Here is a 14,484-nt window from a genome sequence, read left to right on the forward strand (position 1 = left end):
GATCGGCCTTGCCGCTAGCCTGGGCGGGACCCCACACCACGAGGAGCGCCGTGTTCGCCAACGCCCTGCTGATCGCCGTCGCCATCCTCGCCGCCATCCTCGTTGGGCTCGTCGCCCGCCGGGTGCTCGGTGTGCCGATCGGCTACATCCGCTCGATCATCGTCGGCGCGCTCGTCGTGGTCGCCTCGATCCCGTTCGGCAACTGGATCATCCGCGAGACGGGCGTCGACCAGCTCGAAGACGGGGAGACCAACTTCACGGTCGTGGTCGTCGTCGTCCTCCTCGCCGTCTCGTGGATCTTCGCGCTTGGCGTGCTGATCCTCGTGGCCCTCGAGGCGACGATCCCGACGAGGGCCTTCCCCAACCCGATCGAGCTCGTGCGCTCCGCGATTCGCCGCCGGAGCCGCACGAGGCGGTACCTGCAGATCCTCACGATCGCCTCGCGCGACGGCGCAGGGTGGCTCCTGCACGGACGCCGGAGCCCTGCCAACGAGGGGCGCACGACCGCCCAGCAGCGAGCGGATGCGCTGGTCACGACGATCAACAACGCCGGCGTCACCTTCGTCAAGCTCGGCCAGGTGCTCTCGACGAGGCGAGACCTCGTGCCCGAGCCCTACCTGTCCGCCCTCGCACGGCTGCAGTCGAACGCCACGACCGTGCCATGGCCCGAGATCGAAGCGGTGCTCAAGAGCGAGCTCGGGGTGCCGCTGGACACCGTGTTCGGGGAGATCGACTCCACTCCCCTGGCCGCGGCCTCGGTCGCCCAGGTGCACCGCGCCCGGCTGGTCGACGGCACACCCGTGGTCGTCAAGGTCCAGCGACCTGACGCGCGGGCGCAGGTCGAGGCCGACGTCGACATCATCGGGCGCCTCGCGGACCGGGCGGAGACCCACACGGCACTCGGCAGGGAGATGCGCCTCTCCGCGATGGCCGCCGGCTTCACGACCACGCTCGCGGAGGAGCTGGACTACCGGGTCGAGGCCCGCAACGTGCACATGATCGAGAGCACGATGCGCGACATCCACGCGGGGTCGCCGAGGCTCCAGAAGATCGCCATCCCGTCCGTCTACTCCGCGGCGAGCACCCGCAGGGTGCTGACTATGGATGTCATGGACGGCAGCCCGCTGAGCTCAGCGGACGAGCGCCTCGGAGCGATCGGCCCGGAAGCACGACACGACCTCGCGCAGACGCTCATGGAGACGGTGATCGAGCAGATCCTCGTCTACGGCGTGTTCCACGCGGATCTGCATCCTGGGAACGTGTTCATCCGGGACGACGGCTCGCTCGGCCTGATCGACTTCGGGGCGATCGGGATCGTCCAGCGAAGCCAGCGCGAACATCTTGCGGCGTTCCTCCTCTCCGCGGCGAGCGACGACGATGTCTCCGCGGCCGATGCGCTCCTGCTCATCGTGGACGCGCCGGAGGACCTCGACGTCGACGCGTTCCGTCACGACATCGGGATAGCGCTCACCTCGGTCCAGCACTGGCCGCGCGGAGAGGGGTCGATCTTCACGATGATGCTCGACGTCATCCGGAAGCACCACCTGGCGCTCCCCTCCACCCTGGCATCCGCCTTCCGCAGCTTCGCGACGCTCGAGGGGTGCCTTCGAGTGATCGAGCCCGACTTCGACTTCGTGCAGCGGGCGCTGCCGTTCGTGCCGGAGCTGCTGAAGCAGCTGCTCGCCCTCAAGCGGGTCATCGGCACCGCTCAGGCGAAGGCCGCGGTCGCTGCCGCGTACGCGGCGCGCATGCCGAACCGCATCGACACGATCGTCTCGAAGCTCGAGGACGGCGAGTTGAGCGTGCGAGTGAGCCCGTTCTCCGACCGCCAGGACCGCAGCTGGCTCGGCGGGCTGGTGAGCCGGGGAATCGACACCGCGGTCGCGCTGACTGCGGTGATCCTCGCGATCGTGCTTGTGGTCGCCGGAGGCGGCCCGACCCTGGCTCCTGGCCTGGAGCTCTTCAACCTCCTCGGCGCAGTGATCGGCCTCCTCGGGTTCTTCGGGATCCTCCGCTCGATGCTGAGGTCCATCGTCGGCGCGCGCGGTCAGGCCTTCTCCGACTGAGACGGTGAGCGCTCCTCCGCTCTGGCGCGCTCGACCCGCTTGCTGACCACGAACCGCCACATCAGCCCGAGGCCGAGGAACCAGAAGGGCAGGACGATGAGGCCCGCACGTGTGTCCTCCCCCAGGAACAGCGCGACCAGGATGAAGCCGAAGAAGACCAGCACGACCCACGGCATGAAGCGTCCACCCGGCATCTTGAACTTCGAGGCCGCATGGAGCTCGGGACGCTTCTTCCGGAACATGACGTAGCTGACCAGGATGAACGTCCAGGTCGCGATGAAGTTCAGCGAGCTCACCGAGGTCACCACGGTGAACGCCGCCATGACGTTGTCGCCGAGAGCCAGCACCGGGAGGGCCGCGAACAGGAACGCCGTCGTGAAGAAGACGCCCTGCGTCGGCACGCCGCGTGCGTTCAGGAGCCCGAAGCGCCTCGTGGCCTGGCCGTCCTTCGCGAGGCCGTAGAGCATCCGCGTGGACGAGTAGAAGCCGGAGTTGGCGCTCGAGGCGGCAGACGTGAGCACCACCAGGTTCACGACGATCGCCGCGGCCGGGAAGCCGATGAGCTCGAACATGGAGGTGAAGGGACTCACCCCGGGCTCGATCAGGTTCCACGGAGTGACCGACATGATGATGACCAGGGCGCCGACGTAGAAGACGAGGATGCGAACGACCACCGAGTTGATGGCCTTCGGCAGGTTTTTCTCCGGGTCCTCAGCCTCGGCTGACGCCGTTCCGACGAGCTCGATGCCGACGAAGGCGAAGACCCCCATCTGGAACCCCAGGATGAAGCCGCTGATCCCGAACGGGAACATGCCGCCCTGATCCCAGAGGTGGGAGACGGACGCCGTCACACCGTCCGCGCTCGTGAACCCGGTCACGAGCAGGACGATGCCGACGGCGATCAGGGCGAGGATCGCGACGACTTTGATGATCGCGAACCAGAACTCCGTCTCGCCGAACGCCTTCACGGGCTGCAGGTTGAGGAGGAGCAGGCCGATGGCCGTCGCGATCGCCGGCACCCAGGCGGGGATGCCGTCGTTGAAGAACGCCACGTACCCGGTGATCGCCACGATGTCCGCGATGACCGTGATGACCCACGCCAGCCAGTACGTCCAGGCGACCACGTACCCGGCCCAGGGCCCGATGAGGTCAGCCGCGACATCCCCGAAGGTCTTGTAGCCGAGGTTGGAGAGCAGCAGCTCCCCCAGCGCGCGCATCACGAAGAAGAGCGCGAACCCGACGATCGCGTACACGAAGATGATCGAGGGGCCCGCGAGACTGATCGTCGTCCCCGAGCCGAGGAAGAGCCCCGTTCCGATCGCCCCGCCGATGGCGAGCAGCTGCAGGTGGCGGGACTTGAGCCCACGCCGGAGGCCGCCGTCGCCCGTCTCATCGCCACGTGGATGCTGCGCTTCGGTCTGGATAGCCCTGCTGGTCACCGGAACCCCCTCGATACTGGTCGATGCCGAACCCACGAATTCTAGTGGTGGCTCAGGAAGCTCGACTCCCGGGTCTACATTGGTCGCATGCACGATCTGCGCACTGCGCGACCCGAGGCCGCCGCCGCCTCTCACCCCCGCACAAGCGGCACCCTCCTCGCCCGCTCGGCGGTCGGCGTCGCCGCCATCGGCATCGTCTTCGGCGACATCGGCACGAGCCCCCTGTACGCACTGCGGGCGGTGTTCTCGGAGCACGATGGCGTCGTGCAGCCCAGCATCGCGCACGTGTACGGACTCATCTCGCTCATCATCTGGGCCGTGACGCTGCTCGTGACCGTCAAGTACGTGCTCTTCGTGCTCCGGGCCGACCACGAGGGCGAGGGCGGCATCCTCGCCCTCTCGACCCTGATCGGGCGCCGGCTCCGTGGGTCCAGGCGAGCCATGGCCGCGACGACCCTCGTCGGCATCATCGGCGCCGCCCTGTTCTTCGGGGACAGCGTCATCACCCCGGCCGTCTCTGTCCTCTCCGCAGTCGAAGGACTCGAGATCGCGCTTCCCGGCACCGAGGCGCTCGTCGTTCCCATCGCGCTCGTCGTGCTCGTCGGGCTCTTCGCGCTGCAGCGGTTCGGCACGGGCGGCATCGGTCGCCTCTTCGGGCCGATCATGCTGATCTGGTTCATCACCCTCGCGTGCCTCGGCATCCCCCACATCCTGGCGCATCCCGAGATCCTGGCGGCGTTCTCCCCGCACCACGCCATCGCCTTCATCATCGGCGAACCGCTCATCGCCGGCGTCGCCCTCGGCGCTGTCGTGCTGGCTGTCACCGGAGCGGAGGCGCTGTACGCGGACCTCGGCCACTTCGGCCGCTCCCCCATCTCGAAGGCCTGGCTCTTCGTCGTCTTCCCGGCCCTGACGATCTGCTATCTCGGGCAGGGCGCCCTCGTGATCGAGGATCCGTCGGCCATCGACAACCCGTTCTTCCGGATGGCGCCCACCTGGGCCGTGTTCCCGCTCATCGGCCTCGCGACGCTCGCGACGGTCATCGCGTCGCAGTCCGTCATCTCCGGCACCTTCTCGGTCGCGAGGCAGGCCATGCGGCTCGGCTTCCTCCCGAATCTCACGGTCAAGCACACGTCCCGAGCGTCCATCGGCCAGATCTACATCCCGGTCGTCTCACTGCTCCTGCTCGTGCTGATCATCGGCGTCGTCCTCGGGTTCCGGAACTCGGAGAACCTGGCGGCCGCCTACGGCCTGGCGGTCACCACGACGTTCCTGCTCACCTCCTCGCTGTTCATCGTGTACCTGCGCCTCGTGTGGGAGTGGCCCTGGTACCGAGTGCTCCTCGTGACGGTCCCCATCGTCGTCCTCGAGCTCGCCTTCTTCGTGTCGGGGCTCGTGAAGTTCTTCGCAGGCGGCTGGTTGCCGCTCGTCCTTGCCGGCGCCCTCATCCTGACCATGCTCACCTGGAAACGGGGTCGCGAGATCGTCACCGGACGACGGGAGCGCCTCGAGGGGACCCTGCAGGAGCTCATGCGCCGCCTGGTCCTGGACCAGCCGACCCGCGTGCCGGGATGGGCCGTCTATCCGCACGGCGGGGCACGCACGGCTCCCCTGGCGCTTCGGCTCAACACCCGCGTCAACCACGCCCTCCACGAGCACGTGCTGCTCGTGCGAGTCGCGACCGCGGACGTGCCCCACATCCCGGAGCGCCGGCGCTGCACCATCGACGACATCGGGCCGGCCCCGGAGGGCCTCGTGCACATCACGCTGACGTACGGGTTCCTCGACCGGCGCGATGTCCCCCTCTCCCTCCGCGACGCGCGGCTCGCCGGCACCGTGTCGCAGTTCGACAACGAGAGCGCGATCTTCTTCCTGTCGCGGATCGCCCTCAGGCCGGGGCACGCGAGCGGTATGGCCACGTGGCGCGCCAAGCTCTTCGTGCTCATGTCCCGCGGAGCCTCTTCCCCTGCCGCGCAGTTCGGGCTTCCCCCCGAGCAGACGGTCGAGATCTCCCCGCAGGTGCTGCTCTAGGAGCGGTCGGCCTCCGCCTTCGCGAAGCCGGTCAGGTATGCGGGGACCAGCACGGACGCCGTGAACAGGAGCGTGAGCACGAAGGTGCAGGTCATGACCGTGAGCAGGTCGTAGGCGCCACCGGAGATCCAGAAGCTGCAGAACGTCGCACCGGCTGCCGCGAGGATCGAATGGCCGATCGCGAGCGGCAGCACTCTCCGACGCGTGTACGAACGCAGCCCGGTCGACACTCCCCGCTCAGCGGCGAGCGCCGCGACTGCACCCAGGATGCACAGCAGGAGCATCGCCAGCCAGCCGAGGAGCAGCGGCAGGAAGCCGCGCTGATCGAGCTGCACTCGACCGACCTCGGTCAGCAGCGCATAGCCGAAGAACATGACGAGGCCAACAGCCCCGAGGGTCGGGACGAGTCGGCTGAGCACCTCGCGCTGGCTGGGCCGGAACGCGGCAAGGGAGATCGACGGGGAATCTTCGAGGGGGGCGGCGCTCACGCGGGTCAGTGTATCCGCCGCAGACGACGAGACGGGGCGGCCCGTCGGGGCCGCCCCGTCTCGGGAACGGTGCTGCGTGTCTCGCGGTCGATCAGACCCCGGGAGTCGTGTCGCTCGTCGCGCCGGTCGGGTTCATGCCGCCCTGCTTCGAGAACGAGCCGACCAGCTGCTGCAGGTCGATGCCCGTGAGGGTCTTGAGCACCTCGGTGCCCTCGCCAAGCACGGAGCCGACCGTCTTCGTGACGGCGCTGGCGCCGTCCGTCGAGATGACGGTGAGCTTCTCGATGTTGCTGATGGGGTCGGCCGCGGCGCGGACGATCTCCGGGAGGCGGGAGATGATCTCCTGCGCGATGGCAGCCTCGCCGTACTTCTGCAGCGCCTGCGCCTTGGCGTCGGTCGCTGCAGCCTCGGCGAGACCCTCAGCCTGGATCGCAGCGGCGCGAGCGTCACCCTCGGCGCGGATACCTGCTGCGAGCGCGATCTGGCGGTCACGGTCGGCTTCACCGGAGTACCGCACGGCAGCGGCGGCTGCCTCGGCGTCCTGGACGGCGGCGACCTTGTTGGCCTCTGCCGTGCGCGTGCGCTTGTAGACCTCGGCGTCGGTCGCCGCGTTCTCGGTGTCGCGGATGGCGTTGGCCTGCTGGACCTTCGCGTAGGCGTCGGCCTCGGCAGGCTTGCGGATCTCGATGTCGAGTCGCTCCTGGGTCACGAGGGCCTGTTCGATGAGCGCCTCGCGCTCCTGCTGGGCGACGAGTCGGTCCTGCTCGGCGCGAGCGAACTGACCGGCCGCTTCAGCCTCTGCGTTCGCTCGGTCGGTCTCGGCCTTGATCGATGCCTGGCGCAGTCGGAGTTCCTTCTCGCGTTCCGCGATGCGCTCGGACGCCTCGATCTTGGCGAACTCGGAGACCCGAGCGGCCTCCGCCTCGCTGACCTCAGCGACCTGGCGCGCACGAGCGGACTCGGAACGCCCGAGGTTCTGCAGGTAGTCGCTGCCTGGGGTCGAGATGTCGGAGATGTTGAGGAGGTCGACCTGCAGGCCCTGCTCGATGAGGTCGGCCTTCGTCTCCGACACGACTCGGTCGGAGAGGCTCTTGCGGTCGGAGATGATTTGCTCGATCGTCATGTCTCCGACGATGGAGCGCAGCGAGCCCTCGAGCGACTCGCGGATGATATCCGTGAGGGCCTCCTGCTGGTCGAGGAAGCGCTGGGCCGCGCGGCGAACACCTTCCTCGGTACCGGACACCTTGAAGTTGATGGAGGCCTTGATGGCGATCTTGATGCGGTTCTTGTCGACGCCCTCGACCTGGATGCCGATCTGACGCTGCTCGAGCGAGAGGGCGAAGCCCTGCTGCAGGATGGGCCACACGAAGGTGCGGCCGCCGATGACGACGCGCTGCCCCGTCATGTCGCTCTGCGCCTTCTGGCCGGCGCCGCGACCGACGATGATGAGCGCCTCGTTCGGCGGGACGCGCCGGATGCGCGACGCGATGAACACTCCGAGGGCGAGCAGCGCGATGATGATCGCGATGACGCCGATCACAGTGACGTTGGCAGTTATCAAGTCCATATGGTCGATTTCCTGTCGTGGAGGTCGTGGGTGGTCATGCTGTGGTCATGAGGCGCCCGACGGCGCAGGGAGTCGGCCAGCTGGGCGTCTCCCGATCAGATGGATTCGCGTTCGACTTTGACGCGCGAACCGAGGTGCTGCACGACGCGGATGCGCGCGCCCTGCTCGATCTCACCGTCGGCGAACGCGAGGCGCCGCTCGATCTCGTGGGACCCATCGAGCGCGACCTCTCCGCTTGAGATCGTGATCTTGGACATCGCCGTGCCGGTGTCTCCCGTGACGTCCCGCGGCACGCCGTCGCTGCTTCTCGACAGGTTGCGCACGAGCAGCGACGAACCGACGTAGGCGATGAGGCCGATGACGATCGCGACGATGTAGGCCCAGAACTGCGGCAGGCCCATGCTGTCGGTGATGGCACCCGAGGCGCCGAAGACGACGAGCGCGACGGCCAGGCCGGGAACGGAGAGCAGCCCGCCAGCATCGACGTCGAGGACTTCCCCGAAGAAGAGCGAGAAGACCAGAAGCCCCAGGCCGATCGCTCCGATGATGATGAAGACGGTCATGACGGTGAGCTCCCTGGTGGCCGCGTGCGGCGGGGTGTCCCGCCGCCTCGCGTTGATTCTACCGAAGGCTGAGACACCGCGGCGCGGAGACCTCTCCGGCGCGGCGGCGCCTCAGCCTGAATTCTGACGGAGATCAGGCTTCTCCGAAGCCGGAGCTGATGAGCGCCGCGATCTCGGTGACGGCCTGCTCGGCCTCCGCGCCCGTTGCCGAGACCTCGATCTCCTGCCCCTTCGAGGCCCCAAGAGAGATGATCCGGAGCAGACTCTCCGCGTCGGCCCCGCCGATCGTGATCTGCGCATCGAACTTCCCTGCCACCGAGACCAGCTGGGCCGCCGGCCGTGCGTGCAGCCCCTGCTCGTTGACGATCCTGACCTTGGTGCTCGCGCGGGGAGCCGCGGCCTCATCCGCTGCCGACGGTGCCGACGCTGCCGACTGCTCGGCTCCTGACGCATCCTGCGCGGCGCCGTCCCTCTGCCACGCCGACTCCCCCGCCCGTGACACAGCGTCCAGCGACGCCCCTCCGGCCGCCGCGACAGCGGCAGCCACCGTGCCCTCGACGAGCGGCGCGTCCACGAGGCGCACGTCCCCGGCGTCATCGTCGAGCATCTCGAGCACGGTCTCGGCAGTGAGGACGGCGGAGCCGAGGTCGGTGAAGACGGCGACTCCCTCGCCGGACTGCGCCGTCGCGACGGCGCGCTCGATGAGCTCGAAGCTCGTGCCGATTCGGCCGTCCTCGGTGCCGCCAGCAGGGACGATCGTCACGTCCTCCGCCATCTGACCCGCGAGCTCGACGAGACCCTCCGCGATCCGTGCAGAGTGCGATACGACGACGATGCCGACCGTCATGAAGCCGCCTCGACAGCGGCACCAAGGAGGTAGGCGGTCGACTGCGCGCCCGGATCCCGGTGCCCGGCGCTGCGCTCGCCCAGGTAGCTCGCTCGGCCCTTCCTGGCGATGAGCGGCTCCGTCGCGGCAGCGCCCTCCACTGCCGCGAACGCCGCGGCCCGGAGCACAGCGGCGCCGTCGTCGCCAGCGGCGGCCGCCTTGCTCGCGGCGGAAGCCGCGGGAGCCCAGGCGTCGACCATGGTCTTGTCGCCCGGCTGCGCCTTGCCACGCTGCTGCAGCCCTGCCGAGGCCGCCTCCACGAAGGCCGCCACGTCCGCGGGCTCCAGCTCGGGCTTGCCCTTGAGCGCGACGGCACCCTTCAGGAACGCCGTCCCATACAGCGGGCCCGCCGCTCCACCGACCGTGGAGATCAACGTCGTCGCGAGCAGCTTCAGCACGTCGGCCGGCGTCGCATCAGCCTCCAGTGAGGAGAGCTTCCCGAGCGCGGCCTGGAATCCGCGATCCATGTTCTCCCCGTGGTCGCCATCGCCGATGTTGCGATCCAGGTGGATGAGCTCAGTGCGGTTCTCGGCCATCGAGGTGGCAGAGAGCTCCACCCAACGCCTCGCCCAGTTTCCGTCGAGTGTCATGTTCTACCTTCCCCACCGAAGTGCCGCTGTGTGCACCGGTGCATCCCACAATGCCGTGAGTTCGTCGTCGAGCCTGAGAACGGTGATCGAGCAGCCCTGCATCTCGAGCGATGTCGTGAAATTCCCGACGAGGTGCCTGGTTACTGTAATTCCGTGTTCCTTCAGCACCTGCGCGGCGCGACGGAACACGATGTAGAGCTCGATTTCGGGGGTGCCGCCCATTCCATTGACAAACAGCAGCACATTATCGCCGGAGGCAAATGGCAGATCCTCGAGAATCGGGGTGAGCAGGCGGTCGACAATCGCATCAGCAGGCTCGATCGCGATTCGCGCGCGACCCGGCTCTCCGTGAATGCCGATCCCGATCTCGATCTCGTCCTCGGCGAGATCGAAACTCGGCTCGCCAGCGTGCGGCACGGTGCAGGCCGAGAGGGCGACGCCCATGGACCTCGTGTTCGCGTTGACCCTGGTCGCGAGTTCGGCGACGGCGTCGAGGTCGTCTCCACGCTCTGCCGCTGCTCCGGCGATCTTCTCCACGAGCACCGTGCCGGCAACTCCCCGCCGACCGGCCGTGTAGAGCGAGTCCTTCACGGCGACGTCGTCGTCGACGAGCACCGTTCGCACCTCGATGTCCTCAGCCAGCGCAAGGTCGGAGGCCGTCTCGAAGTTGAGGACGTCGCCGGTGTAGTTCTTGACGATGTGGAGCACACCCCGACCGGCGTCCACGGCCTTCGTGGCCTCGAGGATGGGGTCAGGCGTCGGTGAGGTGAAGACCGGCCCTGGGACTGCCGCGTCGAGCATCCCGTAGCCGACCAGCCCGCCGTGCATGGGTTCGTGCCCTGAGCCGCCGCCGGAGACGATCCCGACCTTGCCCTCCACCGGTGCATCGTTTCGCACGAGGAATGCGGGCTCCGGGGCGACCCGGAGAATATCCGCATGGGCGAGCGCCATACCCTCGAGCGCTTCCTTGACAACGTCCTTCGGATCGTTGATCAGCTTCTTCACGATCATCCTCTCGACGAGATTTCGGCAGCAGCATTGCAGCCACGCTCAGCCTAGTGCCGATGGCGGGTCACAATTCGGGAAACTCGCTCGTAACACGCGCGTCGGAGTTGTTCCTGTGCCTATGGTGAGGAACCGCTCAATCGCGGCACGGGCTCGCCCCGTATCGAACTTCCCAGAAAGGCAATCCCGTGGATCTAGGATCGATCTTCTTGGCCGAGCTGGTGGGCACCGCAGTGCTCGTCCTCCTCGGTTGCGGTGTCGTCGCCAACGTCGTCCTCAAGGACACGAAGGGCAACGGCGGCGGCTGGCTGCTCATCAACTTCGGCTGGGGCTTCGCCGTCTTCATCGGCGTGCTCTCGTCAGCGGCGTCAGGCGGCCACCTCAACCCAGCAGTGACGCTGGGACTCGCGGCCAACACCGTCGTCACCGGCGGCTCTGTGGACGTCGCCGAGGTGGGGCTGCGCATCGTCGCTCAGCTCATCGGCGCCATCCTCGGTGCCGTCGTCGTCTGGCTCGCCTACAAGCTCCACTTCGACGACGAACCGGATGCGGGTTCGAAGCTCGCGGTCTTCGCGACGGGTCCGGCCAAGCGCAGCCTCGGCTGGAACACCGTGACCGAGATCATCGCGACGTTCGTCCTGGTGCTTGCCGTCATCGCGTTCCAGAACTTCCCGGCCTTCTCGATGGCGAACACGGACTCGACCGCGCCCGACATGGGCAGCCTCGGAAACCTCGCGCCGCTCGCCGTCGCGATCGTCGTGGTGGCCATCGGCGCGAGCCTCGGTGGGCCGACCGGCTACGCCATCAACCCAGCGCGTGACCTCGGACCGCGCCTCGCGCACGCCTTCCTCCCCATCAAGGGCAAGGGCGGCAGCGACTGGAGCTACTCCTGGGTTCCGATCGTCGGACCGATCATCGGCGGTGTCCTCGCCGGCCTCGTCGGCACGGCGATCCTGCCCGCCGCAGCTTCCGCCTTCGGCGCCTAGCACCCACAGGGCGACCTCGACGCTTTCAGGGCCGGAGTCTTCACAGTTCCGGCCCCGAAACTGTCTGCAGGACACCACCAGCGATGCTCGCGCCAGTCCAGCATCGCGTTTTTCACCGCTGGCACATCAGCACCTCTGACAAGGGAGTCACTCCGTGAGCAAGTACGTCATCGCCATCGACCAGGGAACCACCTCCTCGCGAGCCATCGTCTTCGACCACTCCGGGTCGATCGTGTCGACCGGGCAGCTCGAGCACGAGCAGATCTTCCCCAAGGCCGGCTGGGTCGAGCACGACCCCAAGGAGATCTGGAACAACACGCGAGAGGTCATCGGCCAGGCGCTCTCGAAGGCGAACATCACCAGGCACGACATCGCGACGATCGGCATCACGAACCAGCGCGAGACCGCCGTCGTCTGGGACAAGACCACCGGGGAACCCGTCTACAACGCCATCGTGTGGCAGGACACGCGCACGCAGCCCATCGTCGACCGGCTCGCGGCCGATGGCGGCGTCGAGCGCTTCAAGGACACCGTCGGGCTTCCCCTCGCCACCTACTTCTCCGGAACGAAGATCGTCTGGATCCTGGAGAACGTCGAGGGTGCACGGGAGCGCGCCGAGGCCGGCGACCTCATCTTCGGCACGACTGACAGCTGGGTGCTCTGGAACCTCACCGGCGGCGTCGACGGAGGCGTCCACGTCACCGACGTCACGAATGCCTCCCGCACGCTCTTCATGGACCTCGAGACGCTCGCCTGGGATCAGTCGATCCTCGACGCGTTCGGGGTGCCTGCATCGATGCTCCCGGAGATCAAGTCCTCCTCCGAGGTGTACGGCCACGCCAGCACGCAGTCACTGCTGCGCGAGGTGCCCATCTCCGGCATCCTCGGCGACCAGCAGGCGGCCACCTTCGGCCAGACGGCCTTCTCCTCGGGCGAGGCGAAGAACACGTACGGCACGGGATCGTTCCTCATCTACAACACCGGCGAGAAGATCGTGAAGTCCGAGAACGGACTCCTCACGACGCTCTGCTACAAGCTCGGCGACGCGGCTCCCGTCTACGCGCTCGAGGGCTCGATCGCCGTGACCGGGTCGCTCGTGCAGTGGCTGCGCGACAACCTGGGCCTCATCAACTCGGCTCCGGAGATCGAAGAGCTGGCCAGCAAGGTCGAGGACAACGGAGGCACCTACATCGTCCCGGCCTTCTCCGGGCTCTTCGCCCCGTATTGGCGACCGGATGCACGCGGCGCCATCGTCGGCCTCACGCGCTTCGTCAACAAGAACCACATCGCTCGTGCGGCCCTCGAATCCACGGCATACCAGACCCGCGATGTCCTCGAGGCATCCAACGCGGACTCCGGCGTGCCCCTCGCGGAGCTGAAGGTCGATGGCGGCATGGTCGCGAACGACACGCTCATGCAGTTCCAGGCAGACATCCTGAACACGGACGTGGTGCGCCCCGTCGTCACGGAGACGACCGCGCTCGGTGCGGCCTACGCCGCCGGGCTCGCAGTCGGATTCTGGAAGGACCTGGACGAGGTGTCCGCCAACTGGCAGGAGGACAAGCGCTGGACGCCGCAGATGCCGGAGGAAGAGCGCGAGCGTCTCTACCGGAACTGGAAGAAGGCCGTCTCGAAGACCCTCGACTGGGTTGACGAGGACGTCAAGTAGCGCGCTGCGCGCTTCCCGACGACCGAGGCCCTCAGCAGCTTGCTGCTGAGGGCCTCGGTCTGTCCTGGTGCGGCGTCGTCGCGTTGCTCACTCTGCCGTCCAGCTGCGCCGATCGGCGACTGGCTTCACGCCGAACGAGTCGCTGCCACCCACGCATCCAGCGTCTCGATCGCGCGGCCGGAGTCGATGCTGGACGCTGCGTCAGCGATGCGCGCCGCGAGGCGCTCTCGGAGGGGTCGCTCTGCCGCTTCCGGGGTCACAGCGAGGTCGTAGGCGACGAGGCCTGCGGCCGCGTTGAGCAGCACGATGTCTCGAACGGCGCCATGCTGCTTCCCGGACAGCACGGCGCGGGCGATGGCCGCGTTCTCCTCCGGCAGACCGCCGAGGAGCTCCTGCATGTCGTAGGTGCCGAGGCCCACATCCCGTGGGTGGAGATCGTGTTCGGTGATCGCACCGTTCGACACCTCCCAGATGTGGCTGTAGCCGGTGACGCTCAGCTCGTCGAGCCCGTCGTCGCCCCGGAAGACCAGAGCGGTGGCGCCGCGGGTGCGGAAGACCCCGGTGATCAGCGGAATGGCGGCCTGTCGGGCGACCCCGACGGCCGATGCCTCGGGGCGAGCGGGATTCGTGAGGGGGCCGAGTAGGTTGAAGACCGTGGGAACCCCGAGCTCACCGCGCACCTTCTTGGCGTGGCGGAACCCCGGGTGGAACTGCGCGGCGTAGACGAAGGTGAGTCCGACCTCCTCGAAGATGCGTCCCACTCGAACAGGGTCGGCCGTGTGGACTGCGCCAAGAGCCGAGAGCACGTCGCTGGACCCGGACTTCGCGCTCGACGCCCCGCCCCCGTGCTTCACGACGGGGACCCCCGCACCGGCGCAGACCATCGACGCCATCGTCGAGACGTTCACGGTCCCGACCATGTCGCCGCCGGTACCGACGATGTCCAGCGCCAGGGGCGGCACCTCGAGCGGCACGGCGTGCTCGAGGATCGCGTCGCGGAACCCGACAACCTCCTCGACCGTCTCGCCCTTCGCGCGGAGGGCGACCAGGAAGGCAGCCAGACGTGCTTCGCTGACGTCGCCGCTCATGACCTGGCGCATGGCCCACGTGGCCTGCGCGACGCTGAGGTCATCACCGCCAAGGAGCTTCTCGAGCAATCCGGGCCAGGTCTCGGTCGATGTCATGCAGGAAACG

Annotated in this window: 12 protein-coding genes; 4 read left to right on the forward strand and 8 right to left on the reverse strand. The window is 67.9% G+C overall.

Going from position 1 to position 14,484, the window contains the following annotated elements:
• Positions 1 to 50: 50 nt before the first annotated feature.
• Positions 51 to 2,066 carry an AarF/ABC1/UbiB kinase family protein gene (locus tag C5E05_RS03350; protein ID WP_181059335.1) on the forward strand — a complete coding sequence of 672 codons (2,016 nt, stop codon included), beginning with the start codon at positions 51 to 53 and terminating at the stop codon, positions 2,064 to 2,066.
• On the opposite strand, the gene C5E05_RS03355 is transcribed toward C5E05_RS03350, so the two are convergent.
• The gene (locus tag C5E05_RS03355) at positions 2,048 to 3,505 is read right to left on the reverse strand and encodes an amino acid permease (RefSeq protein WP_258064747.1); all 1,458 of its coding nucleotides are present in this window, start codon (positions 3,503 to 3,505) and stop codon (positions 2,048 to 2,050) included. The genes C5E05_RS03350 and C5E05_RS03355 overlap by 19 nt on opposite strands.
• A gap of 87 nt (positions 3,506 to 3,592) precedes the next feature.
• On the opposite strand from C5E05_RS03355, the gene C5E05_RS03360 reads away from it, so the two are divergent.
• Positions 3,593 to 5,536 carry a potassium transporter Kup gene (locus tag C5E05_RS03360; RefSeq protein WP_104341095.1) on the forward strand — a complete coding sequence of 648 codons (1,944 nt, stop codon included), beginning with the start codon at positions 3,593 to 3,595 and terminating at the stop codon, positions 5,534 to 5,536.
• Here the strand turns inward: C5E05_RS03360 and C5E05_RS03365 are convergent.
• The 6 genes from C5E05_RS03365 to dhaK all read right to left on the reverse strand — a co-directional run bounded on the left by C5E05_RS03365 (position 5,533) and on the right by dhaK (position 10,635).
• The gene (locus C5E05_RS03365) at positions 5,533 to 6,024 is read right to left on the reverse strand and encodes a hypothetical protein (RefSeq protein ID WP_104241171.1); all 492 of its coding nucleotides are present in this window, start codon (positions 6,022 to 6,024) and stop codon (positions 5,533 to 5,535) included. The genes C5E05_RS03360 and C5E05_RS03365 overlap by 4 nt on opposite strands.
• Before the next feature lie 91 nt (positions 6,025 to 6,115).
• Positions 6,116 to 7,591 carry a flotillin family protein gene (locus C5E05_RS03370; RefSeq protein WP_104241170.1) on the reverse strand — a complete coding sequence of 492 codons (1,476 nt, stop codon included), beginning with the start codon at positions 7,589 to 7,591 and terminating at the stop codon, positions 6,116 to 6,118.
• Positions 7,592 to 7,686: 95 nt separating this feature from the next.
• On the reverse strand, positions 7,687 to 8,154 hold the full coding sequence (locus C5E05_RS03375; protein WP_104241169.1) for an NfeD family protein: 468 nt from the start codon (positions 8,152 to 8,154) through the stop codon (positions 7,687 to 7,689).
• A gap of 133 nt (positions 8,155 to 8,287) precedes the next feature.
• Positions 8,288 to 9,001, reverse strand: a complete 714-nt coding sequence (gene dhaM, locus C5E05_RS03380; RefSeq protein WP_104341096.1) for a dihydroxyacetone kinase phosphoryl donor subunit DhaM — start codon at positions 8,999 to 9,001, stop codon at positions 8,288 to 8,290.
• Positions 8,998 to 9,630 (reverse strand): dihydroxyacetone kinase subunit DhaL, encoded by a 633-nt coding sequence (dhaL, locus tag C5E05_RS03385; RefSeq protein WP_104241167.1) that lies wholly within the window; start codon positions 9,628 to 9,630, stop codon positions 8,998 to 9,000. Before dhaL ends, dhaM begins: the two co-directional genes overlap by 4 nt.
• 3 nt (positions 9,631 to 9,633) lie before the next feature.
• Positions 9,634 to 10,635, reverse strand: a complete 1,002-nt coding sequence (dhaK, locus tag C5E05_RS03390; protein WP_104307257.1) for a dihydroxyacetone kinase subunit DhaK — start codon at positions 10,633 to 10,635, stop codon at positions 9,634 to 9,636.
• A 188-nt stretch (positions 10,636 to 10,823) separates the two neighbouring features.
• Between dhaK and C5E05_RS03395 the strand changes: the two genes are divergently transcribed.
• Together C5E05_RS03395 and glpK are read left to right on the forward strand one after the other, a co-directional pair.
• On the forward strand, positions 10,824 to 11,621 hold the full coding sequence (locus C5E05_RS03395; RefSeq protein WP_104241166.1) for an MIP/aquaporin family protein: 798 nt from the start codon (positions 10,824 to 10,826) through the stop codon (positions 11,619 to 11,621).
• A gap of 154 nt (positions 11,622 to 11,775) precedes the next feature.
• Positions 11,776 to 13,290, forward strand: coding sequence for a glycerol kinase GlpK (gene glpK, locus C5E05_RS03400; RefSeq protein ID WP_104306589.1), 1,515 nt, complete (start codon positions 11,776 to 11,778; stop codon positions 13,288 to 13,290).
• 125 nt (positions 13,291 to 13,415) lie between these two features.
• Here glpK and trpD read toward each other — a convergent pair whose 3' ends face one another.
• The gene (gene trpD / locus C5E05_RS03405) at positions 13,416 to 14,474 is read right to left on the reverse strand and encodes an anthranilate phosphoribosyltransferase (protein WP_104241164.1); all 1,059 of its coding nucleotides are present in this window, start codon (positions 14,472 to 14,474) and stop codon (positions 13,416 to 13,418) included.
• Between the last annotated feature and the right edge of the window lie 10 nt (positions 14,475 to 14,484).

The sequence above is a fragment of the Pseudoclavibacter sp. AY1H1 genome, assembly GCF_002931055.1.
Classification (GTDB): Bacteria; Actinomycetota; Actinomycetes; order Actinomycetales; family Microbacteriaceae; genus Pseudoclavibacter.